At 73.1% G+C, this 21,690-nt stretch carries 17 protein-coding genes; 9 read left to right on the forward strand and 8 right to left on the reverse strand.

Annotated elements, in window-relative coordinates:
• Positions 1-148: 148 nt before the first annotated feature.
• From GA0070614_RS20100 to GA0070614_RS20115, 4 genes are all read left to right on the forward strand, one after another.
• Positions 149-1,564: a PhoH family protein gene (locus tag GA0070614_RS20100; protein WP_088977415.1), complete on the forward strand. Its 1,416-nt coding sequence runs from the start codon at positions 149-151 to the stop codon at positions 1,562-1,564.
• 277 nt (positions 1,565-1,841) lie between these two features.
• On the forward strand, positions 1,842-2,534 hold the full coding sequence (locus GA0070614_RS20105; RefSeq protein WP_088977416.1) for an aggregation-promoting factor C-terminal-like domain-containing protein: 693 nt from the start codon (positions 1,842-1,844) through the stop codon (positions 2,532-2,534).
• Between the two features lie 115 nt (positions 2,535-2,649).
• A complete protein-coding gene (locus GA0070614_RS20110; protein WP_088977417.1) occupies positions 2,650-3,303 on the forward strand; it encodes a rhomboid family intramembrane serine protease in 654 nt (217 codons plus the stop codon).
• Positions 3,304-3,424: 121 nt separating this feature from the next.
• The gene (locus GA0070614_RS20115) at positions 3,425-4,393 is read left to right on the forward strand and encodes an NAD(P)/FAD-dependent oxidoreductase (RefSeq protein ID WP_088977418.1); all 969 of its coding nucleotides are present in this window, start codon (positions 3,425-3,427) and stop codon (positions 4,391-4,393) included.
• A gap of 69 nt (positions 4,394-4,462) precedes the next feature.
• Here GA0070614_RS20115 and GA0070614_RS20120 read toward each other — a convergent pair whose 3' ends face one another.
• Entirely contained in the window at positions 4,463-5,149 is a 687-nt protein-coding gene (locus GA0070614_RS20120; protein ID WP_088977419.1) for a TetR/AcrR family transcriptional regulator, read from the reverse strand.
• Between the two features lie 142 nt (positions 5,150-5,291).
• Between GA0070614_RS20120 and GA0070614_RS20125 the strand changes: the two genes are divergently transcribed.
• Positions 5,292-6,209 carry an NAD-dependent epimerase/dehydratase family protein gene (locus GA0070614_RS20125; protein ID WP_088977420.1) on the forward strand — a complete coding sequence of 306 codons (918 nt, stop codon included), beginning with the start codon at positions 5,292-5,294 and terminating at the stop codon, positions 6,207-6,209.
• Positions 6,210-6,221: 12 nt separating this feature from the next.
• Here GA0070614_RS20125 and GA0070614_RS20130 read toward each other — a convergent pair whose 3' ends face one another.
• Positions 6,222-7,193 carry a DMT family transporter gene (locus GA0070614_RS20130; protein ID WP_088977421.1) on the reverse strand — a complete coding sequence of 324 codons (972 nt, stop codon included), beginning with the start codon at positions 7,191-7,193 and terminating at the stop codon, positions 6,222-6,224.
• On the reverse strand, positions 7,190-8,221 hold the full coding sequence (gene glpX / locus GA0070614_RS20135; RefSeq protein WP_088977422.1) for a class II fructose-bisphosphatase: 1,032 nt from the start codon (positions 8,219-8,221) through the stop codon (positions 7,190-7,192). The genes GA0070614_RS20130 and glpX overlap by 4 nt, the downstream gene beginning before the upstream one ends.
• Before the next feature lie 157 nt (positions 8,222-8,378).
• Here glpX and GA0070614_RS20140 point away from each other — a divergent pair, with 157 nt between their 5' ends.
• Complete coding sequence (locus GA0070614_RS20140; RefSeq protein WP_088977423.1) at positions 8,379-9,167, forward strand: DUF4245 domain-containing protein; 789 nt, start codon at positions 8,379-8,381, stop codon at positions 9,165-9,167.
• A 324-nt stretch (positions 9,168-9,491) separates the two neighbouring features.
• Positions 9,492-10,337: a hypothetical protein gene (locus GA0070614_RS20150; protein ID WP_088977425.1), complete on the forward strand. Its 846-nt coding sequence runs from the start codon at positions 9,492-9,494 to the stop codon at positions 10,335-10,337.
• Positions 10,338-10,377: 40 nt separating this feature from the next.
• On the opposite strand, the gene GA0070614_RS20155 is transcribed toward GA0070614_RS20150, so the two are convergent.
• Complete coding sequence (locus GA0070614_RS20155; protein ID WP_088977426.1) at positions 10,378-10,590, reverse strand: exodeoxyribonuclease VII small subunit; 213 nt, start codon at positions 10,588-10,590, stop codon at positions 10,378-10,380.
• Positions 10,590-11,816, reverse strand: a complete 1,227-nt coding sequence (gene xseA / locus GA0070614_RS20160) for an exodeoxyribonuclease VII large subunit (protein ID WP_088977427.1) — start codon at positions 11,814-11,816, stop codon at positions 10,590-10,592. The genes GA0070614_RS20155 and xseA overlap by 1 nt, the downstream gene beginning before the upstream one ends.
• Before the next feature lie 131 nt (positions 11,817-11,947).
• On the opposite strand from xseA, the gene GA0070614_RS20165 reads away from it, so the two are divergent.
• Complete coding sequence (locus GA0070614_RS20165; protein ID WP_088977428.1) at positions 11,948-12,937, forward strand: 4-hydroxy-3-methylbut-2-enyl diphosphate reductase; 990 nt, start codon at positions 11,948-11,950, stop codon at positions 12,935-12,937.
• Positions 12,938-12,980: 43 nt separating this feature from the next.
• Complete coding sequence (locus tag GA0070614_RS20170; protein WP_088977429.1) at positions 12,981-13,430, forward strand: hypothetical protein; 450 nt, start codon at positions 12,981-12,983, stop codon at positions 13,428-13,430.
• 77 nt (positions 13,431-13,507) lie between these two features.
• Here the strand turns inward: GA0070614_RS20170 and GA0070614_RS20175 are convergent, their stop codons facing one another.
• The 3 genes from GA0070614_RS20175 to GA0070614_RS20185 form a co-directional block, all read right to left on the reverse strand.
• Entirely contained in the window at positions 13,508-16,738 is a 3,231-nt protein-coding gene (locus tag GA0070614_RS20175; RefSeq protein ID WP_088977430.1) for a S8 family serine peptidase, read from the reverse strand.
• 297 nt (positions 16,739-17,035) lie between these two features.
• The gene (locus GA0070614_RS20180) at positions 17,036-20,338 is read right to left on the reverse strand and encodes a S8 family serine peptidase (protein ID WP_088977431.1); all 3,303 of its coding nucleotides are present in this window, start codon (positions 20,336-20,338) and stop codon (positions 17,036-17,038) included.
• A 149-nt stretch (positions 20,339-20,487) separates the two neighbouring features.
• Positions 20,488-21,651 (reverse strand): DNA recombination protein RmuC, encoded by a 1,164-nt coding sequence (locus tag GA0070614_RS20185; protein ID WP_088977432.1) that lies wholly within the window; start codon positions 21,649-21,651, stop codon positions 20,488-20,490.
• Between the last annotated feature and the right edge of the window lie 39 nt (positions 21,652-21,690).

A 21,690-nucleotide genomic window follows, 5' to 3' on the forward strand; every position in this document is an offset into this window, starting at 1 on the left:
GTCTACTCATGGCACGGGGTTCTCCCGGGCCAGCCGGTCCGCCCGGAACTGCGACCTCGCGCACGGGGTTCCGCATCCGACCCCGTGTCCCCGGGCACCGGAGGAGGCGGAACACGGGTGGCGGGTGCCCATCCGTCGGAGCAGGCCTGTGACCACTCGCCGTACGACCGCCGGTGCCGACCAGATCCCGGCCGCGACTGCCACGACCCGCCGAGCCACCCGGAGCCGCCGGACGACGGCCGCCGCTCCGGCCGGCGCCGAGGAGCCCCGACCAGCCGGCCAGGTCTTCGTCCTGGACACGTCGGTGCTCCTCTCCGACCCGGCGGCCTTCCACCGGTTCGCCGAGCACGAGGTGGTGCTGCCCCTCGTGGTCATCTCCGAGTTGGAGGGCAAGCGTCACCACCCCGAGCTGGGCTGGTTCGCCCGCCAGTCCCTGCGCATGCTCGACGAGCTGCGGGTACGGCACGGGCGGCTGGACCACCCGGTGCCCGCCAACGACGCGGGCGGCACGCTCAAGGTCGAGCTGAACCACTCCGACGACGGCGTGCTGCCGCCCGGCTTCCGCAACGAGTCGAACGACGCGCGGATCCTCTCCGTGGCGTTGAACCTGGCCGCCGAGGGGCGGGACGTCACCCTGGTCAGCAAGGACATGCCGTTGCGGGTCAAGGCCGCCTCGGTGGGCCTGAAGGCCGACGAGTACCGGCATGGCCAGGCCAGCGATCCGACCTGGACCGGGATGGCCGAGCTGGAGCTGGGCGAGGACCAGATCGGCCGGCTGTACGCGGGCGAGACGCTGGACGTGGACGCCGCCGCCGGGCTGCCCTGCCACACCGGCCTGGTGCTGCACTCGGCCAACGGCTCGGCCCTGGGCCGGGTGCTGCCGGACAAGACCGTACGGCTGGTCCGGGGTGATCGGGAGGCGTTCGGGCTGCACGGCCGCTCCGCCGAGCAGCGCATCGCGCTGGACCTGCTGCTGGACGAGTCGATCGGCATCGTGTCGATGGGGGGCCGGGCCGGCACCGGCAAGTCCGCGCTGGCGCTCTGCGCCGGTCTGGAGGCGGTGATGGAGCGTCGCCGGCACAAGAAGGTGATCGTCTTCCGCCCGCTGTACGCCGTCGGCGGCCAGGAGCTGGGCTACCTGCCCGGCTCGGAGTCGGAGAAGATGTCGCCCTGGGCGCAGGCGGTCTTCGACACCCTCGGCGCGGTGGTGCACGAGAACGTGCTGGAGGAGGTCACCTCCCGGGGCATCCTGGAGGTCCTGCCGCTCACCCACATCCGGGGCCGCAGCCTGCACGACGCCTTCGTCATCGTCGACGAGGCGCAGTCGTTGGAGCGCGGGGTGCTGCTCACCGTCCTGTCCCGGATCGGTCAGGGCTCGCGCGTGGTGCTCACCCACGACGTCGCGCAGCGGGACAACCTCCGGGTGGGCCGGCACGACGGCGTGACGGCGGTGATCGAGGCGTTGAAGGGACACCCGCTCTTCGCGCACGTCACGCTGAGCCGTTCCGAGCGGTCGCCGATCGCGGCCATGGTGACGGATCTGTTGGAGGACATCCCGCACTGAGCGGCCTTCTGTCGCCATTTGTCCGCATTCACGTCGTGACGCAGGTCACAAAGAGGCGTGGGCGTTTCCCATCAGCCTCACTGTGCGCGATGGTGTCCAACGAGCGCCCACGCCCCGACAAGATCGTCGAGCATCGTTCGTCCCACCCCCGGACGGGCCTCGGTGAGGGTCGGTGCGTCGGTGGCGACCGGCTGTGGTCGGGGCGCTCGCGGCAACGACCGTGCCCGCTCCGGGCCGGCCCGCGCCGCGTCCTTGCCCCCGACGAAGGGACCACTTCGTGAGTCGGCTGTGGAGCCGGTTCGGCGCCCGTACGGCTGCTGTCGCGCTGCTCTCCGTGGGCGTTGCCGGCGGCTTCTACCTGGGCGAAGACCGCCAGACCCAGCAACAGGGCCTGACCGCGCAGGTCGGCCTGGTGGTCGACGAGGCCGAGTACGACTACCAGCGCGAGCGGCAGGCCGAGCACCGGCTGCTCTCCGCCAAGCAGCGGGCCGCCGAGTACCAGGCGAAGCTGCGCGCCGCCGCCGCGGCCAAGGAGGCCGCCGAGCGCGCCCGCCAGGCCGAGGCCGCCGCGGCGTCCCGCAAGAAGGCGCGTGAGGCGGCGGAGAAGGCCGCCAAGGAGACCGAGAGCAAGCCGTTCACCGGCCCGATCCCCGCCTCCTGCAACGAGTTCAGCGGCAACCGTGAGATCGGCTGCGCGCTGCTGCTCGACGCCGGCTTCGAGATCGACCAGATGCCGTGCCTGGACAAGCTCTGGACCAAGGAGAGCGGCTGGAACCACAAGGCCCAGAACCCGTCGTCCGGGGCGTACGGCATCCCGCAGGCGCTGCCCGGCAGCAAGATGGGCACGGTCGCGGACGACTGGCGGACCAACCCGGCCACCCAGATCAAGTGGGGCCTGGGCTACATCGAGGGCCGGTACAACACCCCCTGCGGCGCCTGGGCGCACAGCCAGGACGTCGGCTGGTACTGATCTTCCTGAGCGACGGCGGGGAGTGTGGGCGACCACACACCCCGCCGTCGTCGTGTCACGGCCCGACGCGGCGCTCGGGTGGCGGTCGGCCGGGATTGCTGATAGCTCTGTTCAGGTGACCCTGCACCCGACGGGCGGCGACCCCACCCGGTTCGGCACCGAGGCGTTCTACGCCGCACTCGGCCGGGCCTTCGTCGCCATGTGCGCGGTGGTGCCCTTCCTCTTCCTCATCGAGGCCCTCGACCAGGGGCTCGGCTTCGGGCTCGACGTCGCGGCCGGCATCATCCCGCTGCGCATCCAGGGGCTCGACGGGGTCTTCTTCTCGCCGTTCCTGCACCACGGCTTCGACCACCTCTACAGCAACAGCATCCCGCTGATCCTGCTCGGCACCTTCGTGCTGGCCGCCGGCGTCCGGCGCTTCCTCTGGTCCACCCTGATCATCATCCTGGTCAGCGGGCTCGGGGTGTGGTTCACCGGCGCGCCGAACTCGGTGGTGGTGGGCGCGAGCGGGGTCATCTTCGGCTACCTCGGCATCCTGCTCACCCGGGGCATCGTCGAGCGGAGCTGGTGGAACTTCGCGGTGGTGCTGCTGGTCGGCCTGCTCTACGGCTGGCAACTGCTCGGCATCCTCCCCACCGACGAGCGCATCTCCTGGCAGGGGCACCTGTTCGGGCTGCTCGGCGGGGTCGTCGCGGCGATCCTGTTCCGGCGTCGCCGGCCCCGGGCGTACGGGCCGGACCACCCGGAACACCCGCTCACGACCCTCTGAACCGCGCCGACCCGCCGGCGCGCGGCGGGACTGGGACATGCTTGCCCGACCGGGGTGCTGGGCCTACCGTCGGCATCAGCACGCGTAGATCCATCGGCGAGCGGAAAGCGACGGTACGCCCATGCGCGAGGTCGATGTCGCGGTGATCGGAGCCGGCCCGACCGGCCTCTTCGCGGCGTACTACGCCGGGTTCCGGGGGCTGTCCGTGGCGGTGGTCGACGCGCTGCCCGAGCCGGGCGGGCAGATCACCGCGATGTACCCGGAGAAGCTGATCCTCGACGTCGCCGGCTTCCCCGCCGTCAAGGGACGCGACCTGGTGGCCAACCTGGTCGCCCAGGCCGCTCCCTACCACCCGGAGTACCTGCTCGGCTGCCGCGCCGAGAAGCTCTCCCACGTCGACGGGCGGCCGGTGCTCGGCCTGGCCGGCGGCGAGCAGCTGCGCTGCGGGGCGGTGGTGGTCACCGGCGGTCTGGGCAGCTTCACCCCGCGACCGCTGCCGGTGGCGGAGAGCTTCGTCGGCGGCGGGATCGTCTACTTCGTCCCGGAGCCGGCCGCGCTGACCGGGCGGGACGTGCTGATCGTCGGCGGCGGCGACTCGGCCTTCGACTGGGCGGCGACCCTGCAACCGCTGGCCCGCTCGGTCACCCTGGTACACCGCCGGGAGCGGTTCCGGGCGCACGCGGCCACGGTCTCCCGGGTGCTGGCGTCGCCGGTCCGGGTGATCGTGAACGCCGAGGTGACGAAGCTGTACGGGGAGGACGCGGTCACCGCCGCCGAGATCACCGTACGCGGCGGGGCCGCCGAGACCCTGCCGGTCGACACGGTCGTCGCCGCGCTCGGCTTCACCGCCGACCTGGGCCCGCTCGCCGAGTGGGGGCTGCGGCTGGACCGCCGGCACATCGTCGTCGACAGCGCGATGGCGACCAACCTGCCCCGGGTCTTCGCCGCCGGGGACATCACCGAGTACCCGGGCAAGGTGCGCCTGATCGCCACCGGCTTCGGCGAGGCGGCGACCGCGGTCAACAACGCGGCCGTCGCCATCGACCCCACCGCCCACCTGTTCCCCGGGCACTCCTCCGACGCCGGCTGACCCCGCGAGCCACCCGGCCCGTCGGCCCACCGGCACGGGCGCGGGCAGGGGACGCGCCGGGTCGGGCGGTCAGCGGGGCAGGCCGATGAGGTCGGCCATCAGCGCCGTCTGGTGGTCGAAGTACTCGTCCCGGTGCGGCACGGCACGGTTCAGCCGGCCGAAGAGCTCGAAACTGATCAGCCCGAACAGCTGCGTCCAGCCCGCCATGCCCCGGGCCAGCAGCGCCTCCGGCAGGCCGGGGAAGAGTCCGGCGGCGATCTCGGCCAGGTCGGCGCGGACCGGCTCGGGCAGGTCGTCGGCCACGGTGAGCCGGCCGTCGGCGAACCCGTCGGCGAGGATGCCGACCAGGGTCGTCGGGGGGCGCTGCGCCGGCATGACGGTGTCGTCGGGGGCGGCGTACCCGGGGACCGGGCTGCCGTAGATCAGGGCGTACTCGGCGGGGTGGGCGAGCGCCCAGGCCCGGGCGGCGCGGCAGGCGGCGTGCCACCGGCCGCGCAGGTCGCGTCGGTCGACGGCGGTGTCGGCCGCCTCGACGGCGTCGCCGAGCGCGTCGTACGCCTCCAGGATCAGTGCGGTGAGCAGGTCGTCCCGGCTCGGGAAGTAGCGGTAGAGCGCCGAGGAGACCATGCCCATGTCCCGCGCGACCGCGCGCAGCGAGAGGTTGGCGCCGTCGGTGGCCAGGTGACGCCGGGCCACCGCCTTGATCTCGTCGATCATCTCGGCGCGGACCCGGGCGCGGATGGAGGGAGCCGACATGCGTCCACTCTGCCACGGATCGGAGCGGCAATCAAAAGAGAGAGCACCGCTCTTGACGATACGGGTGGAGAGCGCGCATGCTGGGGTGGCAACGACGAGAGCGCCGCTCTCGGTTCGTACTCATGCTTCGAAAGGTGTTCCCATGTCGCTGCACGTGATCGTCGGGGCCGGCCCGGTCGGCACCGCCACCGCCCGGCTCCTCGCCGGGCAGGGCGAGCGGGTCCGGATCGTCACCCGGCGCGGCACCGGGCCGGAGCACCCGGCCGTCGAGCGGGTCGCCGCCGACGCCGCCGACCCCGGCCGGCTCAGCACCCTCACCGAGGGCGCGACCGCGCTCTACAACTGCGCGAACCCCGCCTACCACCGCTGGCCGACCGACTGGCCGCCGCTGGCCGGGGCGCTGCTCACCGCCGCCGAGCGGACCGGCGCGGTGCTCGCCACCGTCGGCAACCTCTACGGGTACGGCCCGGTCGACGGCCCGATGACCGAGGCCACCCCGCTCGCCTCCACCGGGGTCAAGGGACAGGTCCGCACCCGGATGTGGGCCGACGCGCTCGCCGCGCACCGGGCCGGCCGGGCCCGGGTCACCGAGGTGCGCGGCTCCGACTACCTCGGCGCCGGCGGCACGTCGCTGGCCATGATGGTGCTGCCCCGGGTGCTCGCCGGGCGGCGGGTGTTCCTGCCGGTGGACTGGGACGCCCCGCACACCTGGACCTACATCGACGACGTCGCCCGTACCCTCGTCACCGCCGCCGGCGACGAGCGGGCCTGGGGACGCGCCTGGCACGTGCCCAGCGCGCCCGCCGTGACGATGCGCGACCTGGCCACCCGGGCGGCGGCCCTGGTCGGCGCGCCCGCGCCGAAGCTGACCCGGATGCCCTACCCGGTGCTCTGGCTCGGCGGCCTGGTCGACCCGATGGCCCGTGAGCTGCGGGAGACCGCCTACCAGTTCGACCGGCCGTTCCTGATGGACTCGACGGCGGCCACCGCCACCCTCGGCGTGACGCCGACCCCGCTGGACCGGGCGATCGAGGAGACCGTCGCGACCCTGCGCCGCTGAGCCGGGCGCGGGTCAGCGGCGCGGCGCCGGCCCGAGCGCCGCCACCAGCACCGCGACCATGGTCAACGCCGCGCCGGCCAGGGTCGCCGGCCCCGGACGCGAGGCGGCGGTCGGCAGGAGCAGGTCCAGCAGCACGGCCCCGACGATCTGCCCGGCGATGGTGGCCAGGCCGAGCAGCAGCACCCCGGTGAAGCGGACGATCGCCGCCGCGATCGCGATGAAGACGATGCCGATCGGGCCGCCCAGGTAGAGCCAGGGCTCACCCGGGAAGGCGCCGGACGGGCGGCCGCGTACCGCCACGTCGACGGCGAAGGTGGCGAGCAGGGCCACCGTGCCGACGGTGAAGTTGACCAGGGTGGCGGTCAGCGCGCTCCCGCTGGCCGCCCGGACCCGGCCGTTGACCGCCTGCTGCCAGGCGATGGCGACCCCGGCCAGCAGCGGCAACGCGGCCAGCGCCAGCGCCCGCGGGTCACCGAGCCGGTCACCCACCGCCAGCAGCACGGCGAGCACGGTCAGCACCGCGCCGGCCAGCCGGGCGGTGGTCACCGGCTGGCGGCCCGCCGGACCCACCCCGGCCCGGTCGACGGCGAGGCTGCTCGCCGACTGGCCGGCGACCACGGCCACGGTGAAGACCGCCACCCCCAGGGCGCCGACGGTGAGCCCCTGCGTGGCGACCAGGAACGCCCCGCACACCCCGCCCAGACACTGCCACGGGCGCAGCGACCCGTCGCCCAGCGCCGCCCGCAGCCCACGCAGTCCCCGCCGCCCACCCGGGGTGGCGGGGACCAGTACCAGCAGCACCAGCAGGCCCAGCCCGAACGAGACCACCGCGGCGGCGATCCCGTCGGCCAGGCGTACCCCCAGCTCGCCGTTGATCCGCGACTGCACGGCCACGGCGACGCCCGACGCGGTCGCCAACCCGACGCCGGTGATCCGCCGGGACGCCGGGACGGTCGGACGGACCGCCGTCCCGGTCGCGCTCACTCCTGTTCGGCCAGCGGCCGGCCGTCGAAGTCGACGGCCGAGTAGAGGGCCAGCTTCTCCAGCCGGTGGTACGAGTCGATGACCCGGATCGTGCCGCTCTTGGACCGCATCACGATCGACTGGGTGTACGCCCCACCGGCCCGGTACCGCACGCCGCGCAGCAGGTCGCCGGAGGTGACGCCGGTGGCGACGAAGAAGCAGTTGTCGCCGGTGACCAGGTCGTCGGTGCCGAGCACCCGGTCCAGGTCGTGCCCGGCGGCCAGCGCCTTCTCCCGCTCCTCGGCGTCGCGCGGCCAGAGCTTGGCCTGCATCGCCCCGCCCATGCACTTCAACGCGCAGGCGGAGATGATGCCCTCCGGGGTGCCGCCGATGCCCATCAGCACGTCGACGTCGGACTCGCCGCGGGCGGCGGCGATCGAGCCGGCGATGTCGCCGTCGGAGATGAACCGGATGCCCGCCCCGGTACGCCGGATCTGGCCCACCAGGTCGTCGTGGCGGGGACGGTCCAGCACGCAGACCGTGACCTCGGAGACGTCGGTGCCCTTGACCTTGGCGATCCGGCGGATGTTCTCCGCCGGCCCGGCGTTGATGTCGACCACGTCGGCGTACATCGGGCCGACGGCGAGCTTCTCCATGTAGAAGACCGCGCTCGGGTCGAACATCGCCCCCCGCTCGGAGACGGCCAGCACCGCCAGCGCGTTCGGCATGCCCTTGCTCATCAGGGTGGTGCCGTCGACCGGGTCCACCGCGACGTCCACCTCGGGACCGCTGCCGTCACCCACCTCTTCGCCGTTGAAGAGCATCGGCGCGTTGTCCTTCTCGCCCTCGCCGATCACCACCACCCCGCGCATCGGGATCGAGTTGATCAGTTTGCGCATCGCGTCGACGGCTGCCCCGTCGCCGCCCTCCTTGTCCCCCCGGCCGACCCACCGGCCGGCGGCCATGGCCGCGGCCTCGGTGACCCGGACCAGGTCGAGGGCAAGGTTGCGGTCGAGATCCTGCGGGATCCGCGTCCTGGTGTTGGTCATACGGCTTCCTCCTCGCGACGTTGCGGGGTGGACCGGCAGGGTCGGCGTCGCCGCTGCCGGTTGTGTCGCTGATCCTCACACGATGCCAGGTCCACCGCCGGAGCGGGGCAGAGGTGGGCCGGATCTCCCCACCCGGGACGGCTGCGAGAATGGGCCGGTGGAACCCGCACAGCCTGCCGACCGCGTACCCGCCGATCCGACCCCGCCGGAGGGCCGGCCGCCGGTGACCCCGACCGGGGCGACCGACGCGGCGGCCGGGACCCGACCCTCGACCGGCCCGACCGCGTCGGAGAGCGACCCGGCCGGGGCGGAAGCGGCGCTGGTCGAGACGCCGGCCGGGGCGGCCACTCCGGAGCCGGCGCTGGTCGAGCCGGACCAGGCCGACACGGACGTGCCGCCCGCCCGTCCGACGGGCCGCCCCGCCCGCCGGGAGAAGCCGCGCTCCGAGCGCTCACCCCGGGACATGGCGCTGTCGCTGCTGGTGCTGCTCGTGCCGATCGCCCTGCTGCTCGCCTTCTACCGGGGCTTCCTCGGCGGCGAGCAGCCGACCGTGGTCGACCCCGCCCCCGCCTACGAGCAGGCCCGTTCGGCGAACGCCTTCCCGGTCGGCGAGCCGGCCGGGCTGGGCTCCGGCTGGCGTACGGTCAGCGCCAGCTACCGCACCGTCGAGGGCGGCGCGAATCTGCGCGTCGGCTACCTCACCCCGGAGGGTCGGGGGGTGCAGCTCGTGCAGAGCAACGTCCCGCCGGAGAAGCTGCTCCCCAACGAGCTGACCGCGCAGGGGCAGCCCCAGGGCCCCACCGACGTCGGCGGGCGCAACTGGCAGCGGTACACCGGCCGGGGCAACGACCAGGCGCTGGTGCTGCTCGAACCCGACCGCACCGTGATCGTGGTCGGCGACGCGCGGGAGAACGAGCTGCGCCAGCTCGCCGGGGCGCTGCGCTGAGCCTGCTCAGCCGGCGTCGTCCCACCAGGCGCCGTCGCGCATGAGGTCCCGGCCGGCCATCTCGTCGACCTCGCCACCGCCGTCCAGGAGCCACCGGCGAGGCAGGGCGTCGACGCCGTCCCGGTGGTGGGGCGTCGGCGAGCTGTCCGGACCGGGGGCGGACCGGACAGGGATTGCCGAACGCGGCGTCAGGGAACAGAGGGTGTGCGACCTCGCCGGCCCGATCGTCCCGGCCGGACGGGACTCGTGCGCCGGGGCAGGAGCAGGGCCCCGACGCCACGCCTCCGGCGCCCGCGCGGGCCGGACGATCCTTGAGAGGTTCACGTGACCATTCGGCGATTCAGCGCGGCGGTCTTCGCCGCGACGCTCCTCACCCCTGGTCTGGCCGCCTGCAACAGCACCGGGACCGGCGAGGCGGGGGCCTCCGCGTCCCCCACGGTCTCCGGCAGCGCCTCGCCCGGGGCCACGGGCGCGGTGAGCGGGGACGCCAAGCAGGCCCTGCTGAACTCCACCAACGAGATCAGGAAGGGCAACTTCCGGTTCGCCATGTCCGGCGCCGGCTCGACCGCCGAGGGGCAGGTGCACGAGCCGAGCCAGAGCGCCGAGATGCGCGTCATGATCGGCGACGCGTCGTCGGACCTGATGATGAAGCTCGACCTGATCCACTACAAGCCGGACAGCTGGGTGAAGCTGGAACTCGGTGGCAGCTCCGCCAACAGCGTCCCCGGGGTGCAGAAGCTCAACCTCGGCAAGTACCAGCACCTCGACCAGACCCGGATCAAGGGCAACAAGGCGCTGGGCTTCGACTTCGAGAAGATCGACCCGGCCGGCAGCGAGGTGCTGACCCAGGGCGTCACCGAGGTCCGGCAGACCGGCGAGGGCAGCTACGCCGGCACGCTGGACGTGTCGAAGGCGGCCGAGGCCGGGTCGGTGGACCAGTCGGTGATCACCGCCCTCGGCCAGCAGGCGAAGTCGGTGCCGTTCACCGCGAAGCTCGACCCGCAGGGCCGGCTCAGCGAGATGGTCGTCCAGATCCCGGCGGCCGGCCGGAACGCCGCCCAGGAGATTAAGGTCACCTACTCCGACTACGGCAACGCCACGGCGGCCCAGAAGCCGCCGGCCGACCAGGTGGTCGAGGCGCCGCAGGAGTTCTACAACCTGTTCAACTGACCCGTCGGCGGCGGGACGGCGCCGGCCGTCCCGCCGCCGGTCAGGACTCGGCGGCCTGGCGGGCGGCGTCGATCCGGGCCCGCGCCCCGTCCAGCCAGCGCTGGCAGATCGCGGCCAGCTGCTCGCCGCGCTCCCAGAGCGCCAGCGACTCCTCCAGCGACGTGCCGCCGGCCTCCAACTTCTCGACCACCTGGGCCAGTTCGGCGCGGGCCTGCTCGTAGCTGAGCCGCTCGTCCGGCTTCTCGTCCACCATCACGGCTCCCTCGGTTCGTCGACGGTCGCGGTCAGCTCGCCCTCGGCGAGGCGTACCCGCAGCGGATCACCCTTGGCGACCTCGGCGGCCGCGCGGACCACGTGGCCGTCCGCGCGCTGCACGATGGCGTACCCGCGGTCGAGGGTGGCGGCGGGGGAGAGGGCGCGCAGCCGGGCCAGGGTGTGCCGCAGGTCGTCACCGGCGGCGCCGAGCCGATGGTCCAGGCAGCGGCCCGTCCGGTCGCGCAGCGCGGTCACCTCGGCGGCACGCTGGTCCACCATCACCTGCGGACGGGACAGCACCGGGCGGGACCGCAGCAGGTCGAGACGGTGCCGCTCCCGGTCCACCAGGTTGCGGACCGCCCGTTCCAGCCGGGACCGGGCCTGGCCGATCAGGCGCACCTCCTCGGTGAGGTCCGGGACGACCCGCTTGGCCGCGTCGGTGGGGGTGGACGCGCGTACGTCGGCCACGTAGTCCACCAGCGGCGCGTCCGTCTCGTGGCCGATCGCGCTGACCACCGGCGTACGACAGGCGAAGACCGCCCGGCAGAGCGCCTCGTCGGAGAAGGGCAGCAGATCCTCGATGCCGCCACCGCCCCGGGCGATGATGATCACGTCGATGGTCGGGTCGGCGTCGAGCACCTTGAGCGCGTCCACGATCTGCGGCACCGCGCTCGGCCCCTGCACCGCCACGTTGACCGTGCGGAACTCGACCGCCGGCCAGCGCCGCCGGGCGTTGGTGAGCACGTCCCGCTCGGCCGCGGAGGCCCGGCCGGTGATCAGCCCGATCCGCTGCGGCAGGAACGGCGGCCGGCGCTTGCGCGCCCGGTCGAAGAGCCCCTCGGCGGCGAGCAGCTTCTTGAGTTTCTCCAGCCGGGCCAGCAGCTCGCCGAGCCCCACCTGGCGGATCTCGTCGGCGCGCAGGCTGAGCGTGCCCCGCGCGGCGTAGAACTCCGGCTTGGCGTGCAGCACCACCCGGGCGCCCTCGCGCAGCTCGGGCGCGCCGGAGTCGAGCACGTCCCGGTTGGTGGTGACGGTGAGGCTGAGGTCGGCCGACGGGTCGCGCAGGGTGAGGAAGACGGTGCTGGCGCCGGGCCGGCGGCTGATCTGCGCGACCTGCCCGTCCACCCAGACCCAGCCGAGGCGGGCGATCCAGGCGCCGACCTTCTGGCTGACCACCCGGACCGGCCAGGGCTCCTCGGGGGTGCTGCGCGGGGCGTCGGTCACCCGCCCACCCTACGGTCAGGCTCCGACGACCTGCGGCAGGCCCGACGGCGCGCGCCGCTGGGCGGAGCCGTCCTCCCGTACCCCGGCCGCGGCCTCCTGCCGGCGCGGACGGCGCCACGTACGATGGTCGGGTGACTCAGGCTGAGACGACTCCCCGGACCGGCAAGCGCGTGCTCCTGGCCAAGCCCCGCGGCTACTGCGCGGGCGTGGACCGGGCGGTGCAGACCGTCGAGGAGGCGCTCAAGCTCTACGGCGCCCCGATCTACGTGCGCAAGCAGATCGTGCACAACAAGCACGTCGTGCAGACCCTGGAGGCCCAGGGCGCGATCTTCGTGGAGGAGAACGAGGAGGTGCCGGAGGGCGCCACCGTGATCTTCTCCGCGCACGGCGTCGCCCCCGAGGTCTACGAGCAGGCGAAGGCGCGCTCGCTGAAGGCGATCGACGCGACCTGCCCGCTGGTGACGAAGGTGCACCAGGAGGCCAAGCGGTTCGCCGCGGAGGACTACGACATCCTGCTCATCGGGCACGAGGGGCACGAGGAGGTCGTCGGCACCGCCGGTGAGGCCCCCGCGCACATCCAGCTCGTCGACGGCCCGGACGGCGTCGACAAGGTCACCGTGCGCGACCCGAACAAGGTCGTCTGGCTCTCCCAGACCACCCTGTCGGTGGACGAGACGATGGAGACCGTGGCCCGGCTGAAGTCCCGGCTGCCGCTGCTCCAGTCGCCGCCCAGCGACGACATCTGCTACGCCACCTCCAACCGCCAGCACGTGGTCAAGGAGATCGCCCCCGAGTGCGACGTGGTGATCGTCGTCGGCTCGCGCAACTCCTCCAACTCGGTGCGCCTGGTCGAGGTGGCCCTGGACGCGGGCGCCCGCGCCGGCCACCTGGTCGACTTCGCCCACGAGATCGACGACGCCTGGCTGGAGGGGGCCACCACCGTCGGCCTGACCTCCGGCGCCAGCGTGCCGGACGATCTGGTGCAGCAGGTGTTGACGCACCTGGCCGAGCGGGGCTTCACCGACGTGGACGAGGTGGTCACCGCCAACGAGCGGCTGACCTTCTCGCTGCCCCAGGAGCTCAAGCGCGACATGAAGGCCGCGGCGGCGGTTCGCGGCTGACCCCACCCGGAACGGATCGGCCGCGCGGCGCGTCCGAGTGGGTATGAAGACTCCTCGGATGGCCCTCGTCGCGCTGGTCGCCTGCGCGGCGCTGACCGCCTGCGGCGGGCAGGACTCCGGCGACGGACCGGGCACCTCCAGCCCTTCGGAAGGATCGCCGGTGACCAGCATGCCCAGCACCGATCCGGCCGACCCGACCGGCCCGAGCGCGCCGCCACCGAGCGCCCCGGCGACCGCGCTGCCGCCGACGAAGCGCCCGCCGGCCGGCCCCAGCCTGCCGCCGGGCCCCGGCGCGCACACCATCTCCGGCACCGTCGAGGCTGGCGTGGAGCCCGGCTGCCTCATGCTCGACGGCTTCCAGCTCATCGGCGGCCCCCGTGACGTGCTCACCGCCGGCGCGAAGGTGACGGTCACCGGCAAGCCGCAGCCCGACATGATGACCACCTGCCAGCAGGGCATCCCCTTCACCGTGGAGAGCGCCCGCCGGTCCTGACCGACCTCGCTCAGGCGGCGCGACGGCAGGAGGCCCGCCCCCGACGGGGAGCGGGCCTCCGCTGTGCGGCCGTCGGGTCAGCCGACCGTCCGGACCACCACGTCACCGTTGCCGATCAGGATGTTCGTGTCGGTGCGGACCTGGACGTTGCCGTGGAGCACGCGGCCCTCAGCCGGCGCCACCTTCGCGGTGACCGTGCCGGGAACCGTCCAGGTGGCGCCGCTGGGCCGCAGCGCGTGGGCGTCGGTCACGGCCACCGACCCGAAGGCCGGGTTGGTGAAGACGTCGATGTACCGGTAGGACGTCGAACCGGCCGGCACCGCGTAGCCCTCGACGCGGACCTTCCAGGCGCCGGCCGCCGGGTTGGCCACGGTCACCGACTCCTCCGAGTCACCGTCCGCGCTCTGCCCCGCCGCCACGCAGGTGCCGGAGGTGCAGTTGAGCAGGTACAGGTCGAGGTCGGCACCCGGGTCGGAGGTGCCGCCGATGGTCGCCCGCAGCTGGGTCGAGCCCGGGGTGACCGTCAGGTCGTACTCCTTGGTCTCACGGTTGGCGATGGTGAACGGACCCTGCCGGGCGCTGCCCAGCGTGCTGCCGGTCGCCCGACCGGTGAAGGAGCCCAACGTGCTGGTCAGGGTGTACGAGCGCTCGACCGGCACGTTCGCCGTGGCCGCGGCGATGTCGTCCGGGTTCGGGGTGACGGTGGCGCCCAGCACCGAGGCGGTCAGCGTGAACGGGGTCCACTCCGCGTCGGAGGTGCGCCGACCGTCCACGGTGATCTCCCAGACGCCGGTCAGCGGTTCGGAGACCGTCCGGCTGTTCGGCGACCCGGTGGCGCAGGCGCCGGCCGCCGGGACGAAGCAGGAGGTCGACGCGTTGCTGTCGATCCCCACCCCGTACGGGTGGTAGCGGAGGAACCGGGCCTGCCCCGTGCCGGCCGCGCCGGTCGGGCCGGCGAAGTCGACCTTCAGCGCGGGGGTGCCGGCCGGCACCCGGACGAAGTAGTGCAGGGACTGGTTGCGGCCGACCCGGCCTTCGACCGTCACCTGGTGGTTCGCCGACGCCTCGAAGGTGTACGGGGCGATGACCGTGTTCAGCGTCTGGTGGTCGACGCCGGCGGTGGCGGGGTCGTCGAGCCGCAGGATCGCCGAGTGTGCGCCCGGACTCGCCGGGTCGACCCGCACCGCCACGGTGACCGGCTTGTTCAGCGGCAGTGACACCGACGCCGGAGCGGAGAAGGTGCCGTCGTTGCCCACCCAGGTCAGCTGGTAGGTGGTCGCCTTCGACCCGCCGCTGGTGCGGGTGAAGGTGTAGGTGCGGGTGTACGCGGTGCCGACGGTGACGCCTTCACGGTCGTAGATGCCGACGCCCACACCCGGCTTCGCGAGGAAACCGGAGAGGACGGTGTCGACCGCCACCGACGAGCTGATGTCGACCGGCTTGAGGTTGGTGCGCAGCAGGTCGTACGCGCCCTTGACGTCGATCAGGCCGGCCCCCTGCTCGTACGCACCGGTGTTGTCGATGAACCGCGCCGAGGACTTCAGGGCCTGCCGGATCTGGACCGGCTTGGACTGGAAGCCCTCCGCCTTCGCGGCACCGACCAGCAGCGCGCCGACACCGGCGGCCTGCGGGGACGCCATCGAGGTGCCGTTGAACATGGCGTACCCCGGCGGCAGCGGGTACGTGCCGGGGACCGGGCCGCCGAGCTGCCAGGTGGGCACGGTGGAGATGGCCGAACCCGGCGCGACGAGGTCGGGCTTGAAGCCGCCGTCCTCACGCGGGCCGCGGGAGCTGTAGTAGTGCAGGCTCTCCGCGTACGGGGAGCTGGAGCCGTAGTTCGACCGCCAGGTGGCGTCGGTGATGTACGAGCCCACACTGAGCACCTTCTCGGCGACCGAGGGGTCGCCGACGGTGTTGACGCCCGGCCCGCTGTTGCCGGCCGAGATGTACATCTGCACGTCGTACCTGTCGATGAGTCGGTTGTAGAGCGCGGCCCGCGTGTTGTTGCCGTCGTTGAGGGCGGGCAGGCCACCGATCGACATGTTGATGACGTCCGCGTCGGCCTGCTTGGCCGCGTAGATCATGCCCTCGATGAGGGCGTGCGAGGTGCAGCCGGCGACGAAGAGGCAGGTGCGGACGGAGATCAGCTTGGCACCCGGGGCGGCGCCGGTCATCGCGCCGCCGAACATGCCGTTGGCGGCGACGATGCCGGCCACGTGCGAGCCGTGGGCGCCGGAGACGATGCCGATGTTCACGAACTTGTTCTTGCCGTCGACCTGCACGACGAACGGCATCGACTCGGCGACGGCGGTCGCCGGGTTGTCGGTGCCGAAGGTGCCGACGTCGTGGCGGACCTTGTAGTCGGTCATGGCGGCCTGGTCGGCGAAGGAGCCGTCCTGGTCGGTGTCGACCCAGACGGTCGACTCGCCGTCCCAGAGGACGCCGAAGACGCCGCTGCTGCCGGCCGGGTTGCCGTCGCGGTTGACGTCGTTGCCGACCTCACCGCCGAGTGCGGGGTTGCGCTCGTCGAAGGTGCCGAAGCGGTACCCGCCGGAGCCCGGAGCGGTCCACTGACGACCACCGACGGTGAAGGTGGGGCCGGAGACGCCGGCCGACATGCTGATCCACGTGGGGTCGCCGTCGTCGGTCGGGTGGGTCGCGGTGACCCAGTCGACGATCTTCCGTTCGCCGGTGGTGGTCTTCTGCAGCGCCGGGTGGGCGAGGTCGACGCCGGTGTCGATGATGGCGACGGTGGTGCCGCGGCCGTCCCGGGTCGGGTTCGCCGCGGCGAAGGCGGCCGCGCCGATGTCCCGGATCGGCATGTACGGGTTGTCGGCGGGGGTGTCCGCACCCGGCGCGGGCTGCGGCGCGGGGGCCTCCGAGCCGTCCGGACGAGGGTCGGGCAGCTCGACGGGGGCGTCGATCTCGACCGTCTGCACGCCGGCCAGCGTCGGGATCCGGTCGGCCTTGTCGACCGCGACACTCGCCCGCAGGTAGCCGAGGTCGTCGTCGCGATAGCGGACGTCGGCGCCGAGGGCGGCGAGACCGTCGGCGACCGAACGGGCCTGCCCGGCCTTCGCGGCGATGAGGACGGTGACCGCCTTACGGCCGGCGGCGCGGGCCTCGGTCAGCCGGTCGTGGTCGGTGGGGCTCCAGCCGGCGGTGGCGCTCTTGAGGGCGTTCACCTGGGTGGACTGGCCGGCGACGGCGGGGTTGGCCGAGCCGGTCAAGGTCAGGGCGCCGGCGGCCAGGGCCGACGCCAGAAGCGCGGCCGAGGTCCGGCCGCGCCGACTGTGGGGGTTTGTCACGTTCTCTTCCTCCGGGGGAGAGCAAGGGGTTGCGGGAGCGTGCCCGTCGACGGATGTGGAGGACGGTCCACCCCGCCACTCATTCAGCGACGGCTATGACGCTGCCATTACGCCTGGCGGGCACTTTCGTAACATCGGACCCGATTGATTGGAGCCGGACGGAGAACGGGCACCGTCCGCCCTCGATCGGCTGGTCGGGAGCGGACGGACGGTCGGTCCCCGACGTGTGCCACCCCGGACGCACGGGAGCCCGCCCCCGAGATTCGGGGACGGGCTCCGGCGGGTGCTACGGACGGATCAGTTCACCGCGCCGATCGAGACCGAGCCGCGGCCGACGACCGCGCCCTCGGTGGTGGTCACGGCCAGGTCGCCGTAGAGGGCCCGGCCGGCGGCCGGGGCGGACTGGGCGGTCACCGTACCGGTGAGGGTGGCGGTGTCGCCGTTCTGCAGCGCCAGCGGGGTGGCCGGCGCGGAGAGCGTGCCCAGCGACGGGGCCGAGAACGAGTCCCGGTAGTCGTAGGCGGTGCTGGTGCCGGGGCCGTCCACGGCGTACCCGTCGACCACGACCCGGTAGGTGCCCGGGGCGGGGTTGGTCAGGGTGACCGCCTCCTCCGAGTCACCGTCGGCCGAGATGCCCACCCGGGTGGCGCCCAGGAAGACCGACAGGTCCAGGTCGGCGCCGAGGTTGGCGGTGTTGCCGATCCGGGCGGTGAAGCTGGTCGCGCCGGCCGGCACGTCCACGGTCCACTCCTGCTGCGCGCCCTCGGCGATGGTCGGCCGCTCCGCGTGCACGCTGGCGAGCGGGCCGCCCTGGCCGGTCACCGCGACCGGGCCGAAGGTGTTGGTCAGGTCCCAGCTCACCTCGGCCGGGGTGCCGGCGGTCACCGACGGCAGCTCGATCACGGCCGGCTCGACCGTGACGCCCTGCACCCGCGCCTGGAGCTGGAACGGGTTGTTGAGCGACGGCGACGTACGCCGCGCCTCCACCTCGATCTCCCAGACGCCCGGGATCGGGTTCTGGTAGTCCCGCTCCTGCGGCTTGCAGGTCGCGGCGTTGGAGAAGTTGGTGTAGCAGGCGAGGCTGGAGGTGCTCTCCACCGGGACGCCGTACGGGTTGAAGGCGATGAACCGGGTCTGCGAGCCGGTGGCGATGCCGGAGAGGTTGACCTGGAGCGCGCCCGCCCCGGCCGGCACGGTCACGAAGTACGAGGTGAAGCCGTTGCGGTCGACCGAGCCCTCGGTGGAGAAGGAGTAGGCCGGCTTCTTCACGTCGTGGGCGACGACCACCACGGTGGAGACCTCGAAGTCGATCACCGAGGTGCTCGGGTCGTCGATCGTCAGCAGCGCGCCGTGCGCACCGGCGGTACGCGGCTTGGCGACCACGTTGACGGTGACGGCCTTGTTCAGCGGCAGCGAGACGGACTTCGGCGCGGTGAAGGTGCCGTCGTTGCCGCGCAGCGCCAGGTTGTGCCGGACGTTGCCGGCCGGGCCGGTGGTCCGGGTGACCTTGACCTTGTAGGTCTTCGTCTGGTTGACCTTCTGGCCGCCCTGGCCGGAGGCGCACCGGTTGTAGACGCCGGTGCCCCGGTCCGGGTTCGGCACGAACCTGCCGGTGCCCGCGTCGTAGCGGGTCAGGTTCTCCGACAGTTCGGTGCAGACCGGCGCGTCCGAGGTGTACGAGCGGGTCTCGACGCCCTTGCTGAGCAGCTTCCAGGCCCCCGGCACGTGGAACATGCCGTAGCCCTGGGCGTACGTGGCGACGCCGTCGATCGGCTTCGCCGAGGTGTAGATGGCCCGGCGCAGCGCGGCCGGGGTGACGCCCTGGTCGTTCGCCTTGGCGGCGGAGAGCAGCAGCGCGGCGGCGCCGGCGGCCTGCGGCGAGGCCATCGAGGTGCCGTTGAGCATCTGGTAGCCCGGCGGCAGCGTGTAGCCGGCCTCGACCGGGACGTTGCCCGGCTGCCAGGTCGGCGCGGTGGCGATGGCCGAGCCCGGGGCGGCGATGTTCGGCTTGAAGCCGCCGTCCTCACGCGGGCCGCGCGAGGAGAAGTTGAACAGCGCGTTCTCCTTGCGCACCACCGAGCCGTAGTTGGCCAACCAGGTGTCCTTGCTGATGCTGGCGGCGACGCTGACCACGTTGGAGGCGACCGACGGGTCGCCGATCGTGTTCAGACCCGGGCCGGAGTTGCCGGCCGAGATGAACATCTGCACGCCGTACGTGGTGATCAGGTCGTTGTAGAGCTGGGCGCGGGCGTTGGAGCCGTCGTTGAGCGCCGGGAGACCGCCGATCGACATGTTGACCACGTCGACCTTGCGGTTGATCACCAGGTCGGCCATGCCGGTGGTGAGCGCGGCGGCGGTGCAGCCACCCCCCCACGAGCAGGCGCGGGCGGAAACCAGCTTGGCGCCGGGCGCCGCGCCGTCGAAGGCGCCGTTGCCCATCATGTCGTTGGCGGCGGTGATGCCGGCGACGTGCGTGCCGTGGGTCGACTCGACGATGCCGATGTTGACGTAGTCGACCAGGCCGGGGCCGCCCACCGGGGCGGTGTCGACGTCCTCGCGGTACTCGACGACGAACGGGATCTGCTCGCGGACCGCGGTGGCCGGGTTGTCCGTGCCGAAGTGACCGACCTGGAACTTCTCCTTGTACGGGCGCATCAGCTCGTCGTCGGTGAAGTCGCGGTTCTGGTTGGCGTCCACCCGGATGTCGTGGGTGGTGCTGTCGTAGAGGATGCCGAACGTGTCGGTGGTGTCGCCGTCGCGGTTGACGTCACCGGCCGGGTCGCTGCCCGCCGTGATCGACTCGCGGAAGGTGGCGAACCGGTAGGTGCCGGCGGGAGCGGTCCAGGCGGCGCCGCCGACGGTGAAGGCCGGGCCGGTCACCTCGGTGATCATCGCCCGCCAGGTGGCGTCCTCCAGCGGGTCGGTGGCGGTGACCCAGTCGACGATCTTGCGCTCGCCGGTGGTGGTCTTCTGCAGCGCCGGCTGGTCGAGGTCCACACCGGAGTCCATGATGCCGATGGTGACCCCGCGCCCGTCCCACTCCGGGTGGGCGGCCTTGAAGGCCTCGGCGCCGGTCTCGTTGGTCGGCATGTACGGGTTGACCGCGCCGGTGCCGGCGCCCGGGCCGGCCAGGGTCTCGCCCTGTGCCGCGGTGCGGGCGCCGGCCGGGGTGGCCTCGGCGACCGGGTCGGGGAGCTGGATGGTCTCGTCGAGGTCGACCGCGGCGACGCCGGGGAGCGTGGCGGCCTTCAGGGCCTTGCCGGTGGGGACCTTCGCCAGCACGTAGCCGATGGAGTCGAAGCGCTGGCTGACCGTGCCGCCGAGCTTCTTCATCGCGTCGGCGACGTCCTTCGCCTCACCCTTCTCGGTGGCGACGATCAGCGTGACGGTCGGGGCGTGCTTCGCCTCGGCCTCGGCGAGCAGCTTGGCGTCGTGCGCGCCGAGGGTCTCGACGGCGTTGGTGGTGGCGTCCGGGGTGGTGGTCGCGGGTGCGGCGCTCGCGGTGGCGGCGCCGCCCGCGCCGGTCATGGCGCCGGCTGCCACGACCGAGGCGAACAGGCCGGCGGAGGTACGCCGGCGCAGGTTGCGGGGTTTGCTCACGTTCTCTTTCCTCCAGAGAACAGGGCCCTGAGATGACAGGGCACGCGTGAGCGAAATCCTTTGTGCTGCGTAGCTCCGGTGTCACTACCGACTGGTAAGTTGTGACCCCATCGTGACATGCACGGGTGCGCACTGTCACATGGGAGATGCTAGATGGAGCGCTCCATCGTGGACGGACCGTCCAGCAGCTCGGGCGCCTGCGGCTGCCGGGGCGTCAGCTCCACCTGCGCCGGCGTGGTCAACTCCTGGTCGGAGACGCCCAGCTCGGCCAGCTTGCGGGCGCTGACCAGCACCCGTGCCTCCAGCGAGCCGACCGCCCGGTTGTAGGCGGTCACCGCCGCGCTGAGCGAGCCACCGAGCTTGCCGACGTGGTCGCCCAGGGTGGACAGTCGGCCGTACAGCTCACGGGCCAGCGAGTGCACCGCCACCGCGTTGCGGGCCAGCGCCTCCTGCCGCCACGAATAGGCCACCGTGCGCAGCATCGCCACCAGGGTCGCCGGGGTCGCCAGCACCACGTTGCGGGCGAATGCGTGCTCCAGCAGGGTCGGGTCGCGCTGCAACGCCACGTCCAGGAACGGGTCGGCGGGAACGAAGAGCACCACGAACTCCGGCGTCGAGTCGAACGCCGCCCAGTACGACTTCGCGGCCAGCGCGTCGACGTGCGCCCGTAGGTGCCGCGCGTGCGCGTCGAGATGGGTGTCGCGTCCCCGCTCGTCGCGCGCCTCCATCGCGGTCAGGTACGCGTCGAAGGGCGCCTTGGCGTCCACCACCACCGTCCGGCCGCCGTGCAGCCGGACCACCAGGTCGGGGCGGACCCCCTGGTGGTCGGTGGCGGCGGTGACCTGCTCGCTGAAGTCGCAGTGCTCCAGCATGCCGGCGGCCTCGACGATGCGCCGCAGCTGGTGCTCGCCCCACCGGCCGCGCACCTGGGGGGCGCGCAGCGCGGCGACCAGCTGCTTGGTCTCGGTGCGCAGCTCGCCGGAGACGGTGCTCATGGCGCGTACCTGCTCGCGTAGTTCGGCGTAGGCGTCCACCCGGTCGCGTTCCAGCTCACCGACGCGCTGCTCGTAGCGACGGAGGGTGTCGTGCAGCGGGGCGACCGCGCGGGCCACCGCCTCCTGGGACTGGGCGGTGGCCTCGTAGCTGAGCGCCCGCATCGACTGCTCCAGCCGCCCCTCACCCTCCCGGGTGGCCGCCAGGGTGGCCTCCAGCCGGGCGACCTCCGCCGCCGACCGGGCCCGGGCCAGGTGCCAGCCCCCGACGCCGCCGACGGCGAGACAGACCACCACCACGGCCAGCGTCGACAGGTCCATCCCCAGAGCATGCCAAAGGGGTACGACCTGCGCCGGGCG

Origin of the sequence: Micromonospora coxensis, assembly GCF_900090295.1 — a bacterium.
GTDB classification, from domain to species: Bacteria; Actinomycetota; Actinomycetes; order Mycobacteriales; family Micromonosporaceae; genus Micromonospora; species Micromonospora coxensis.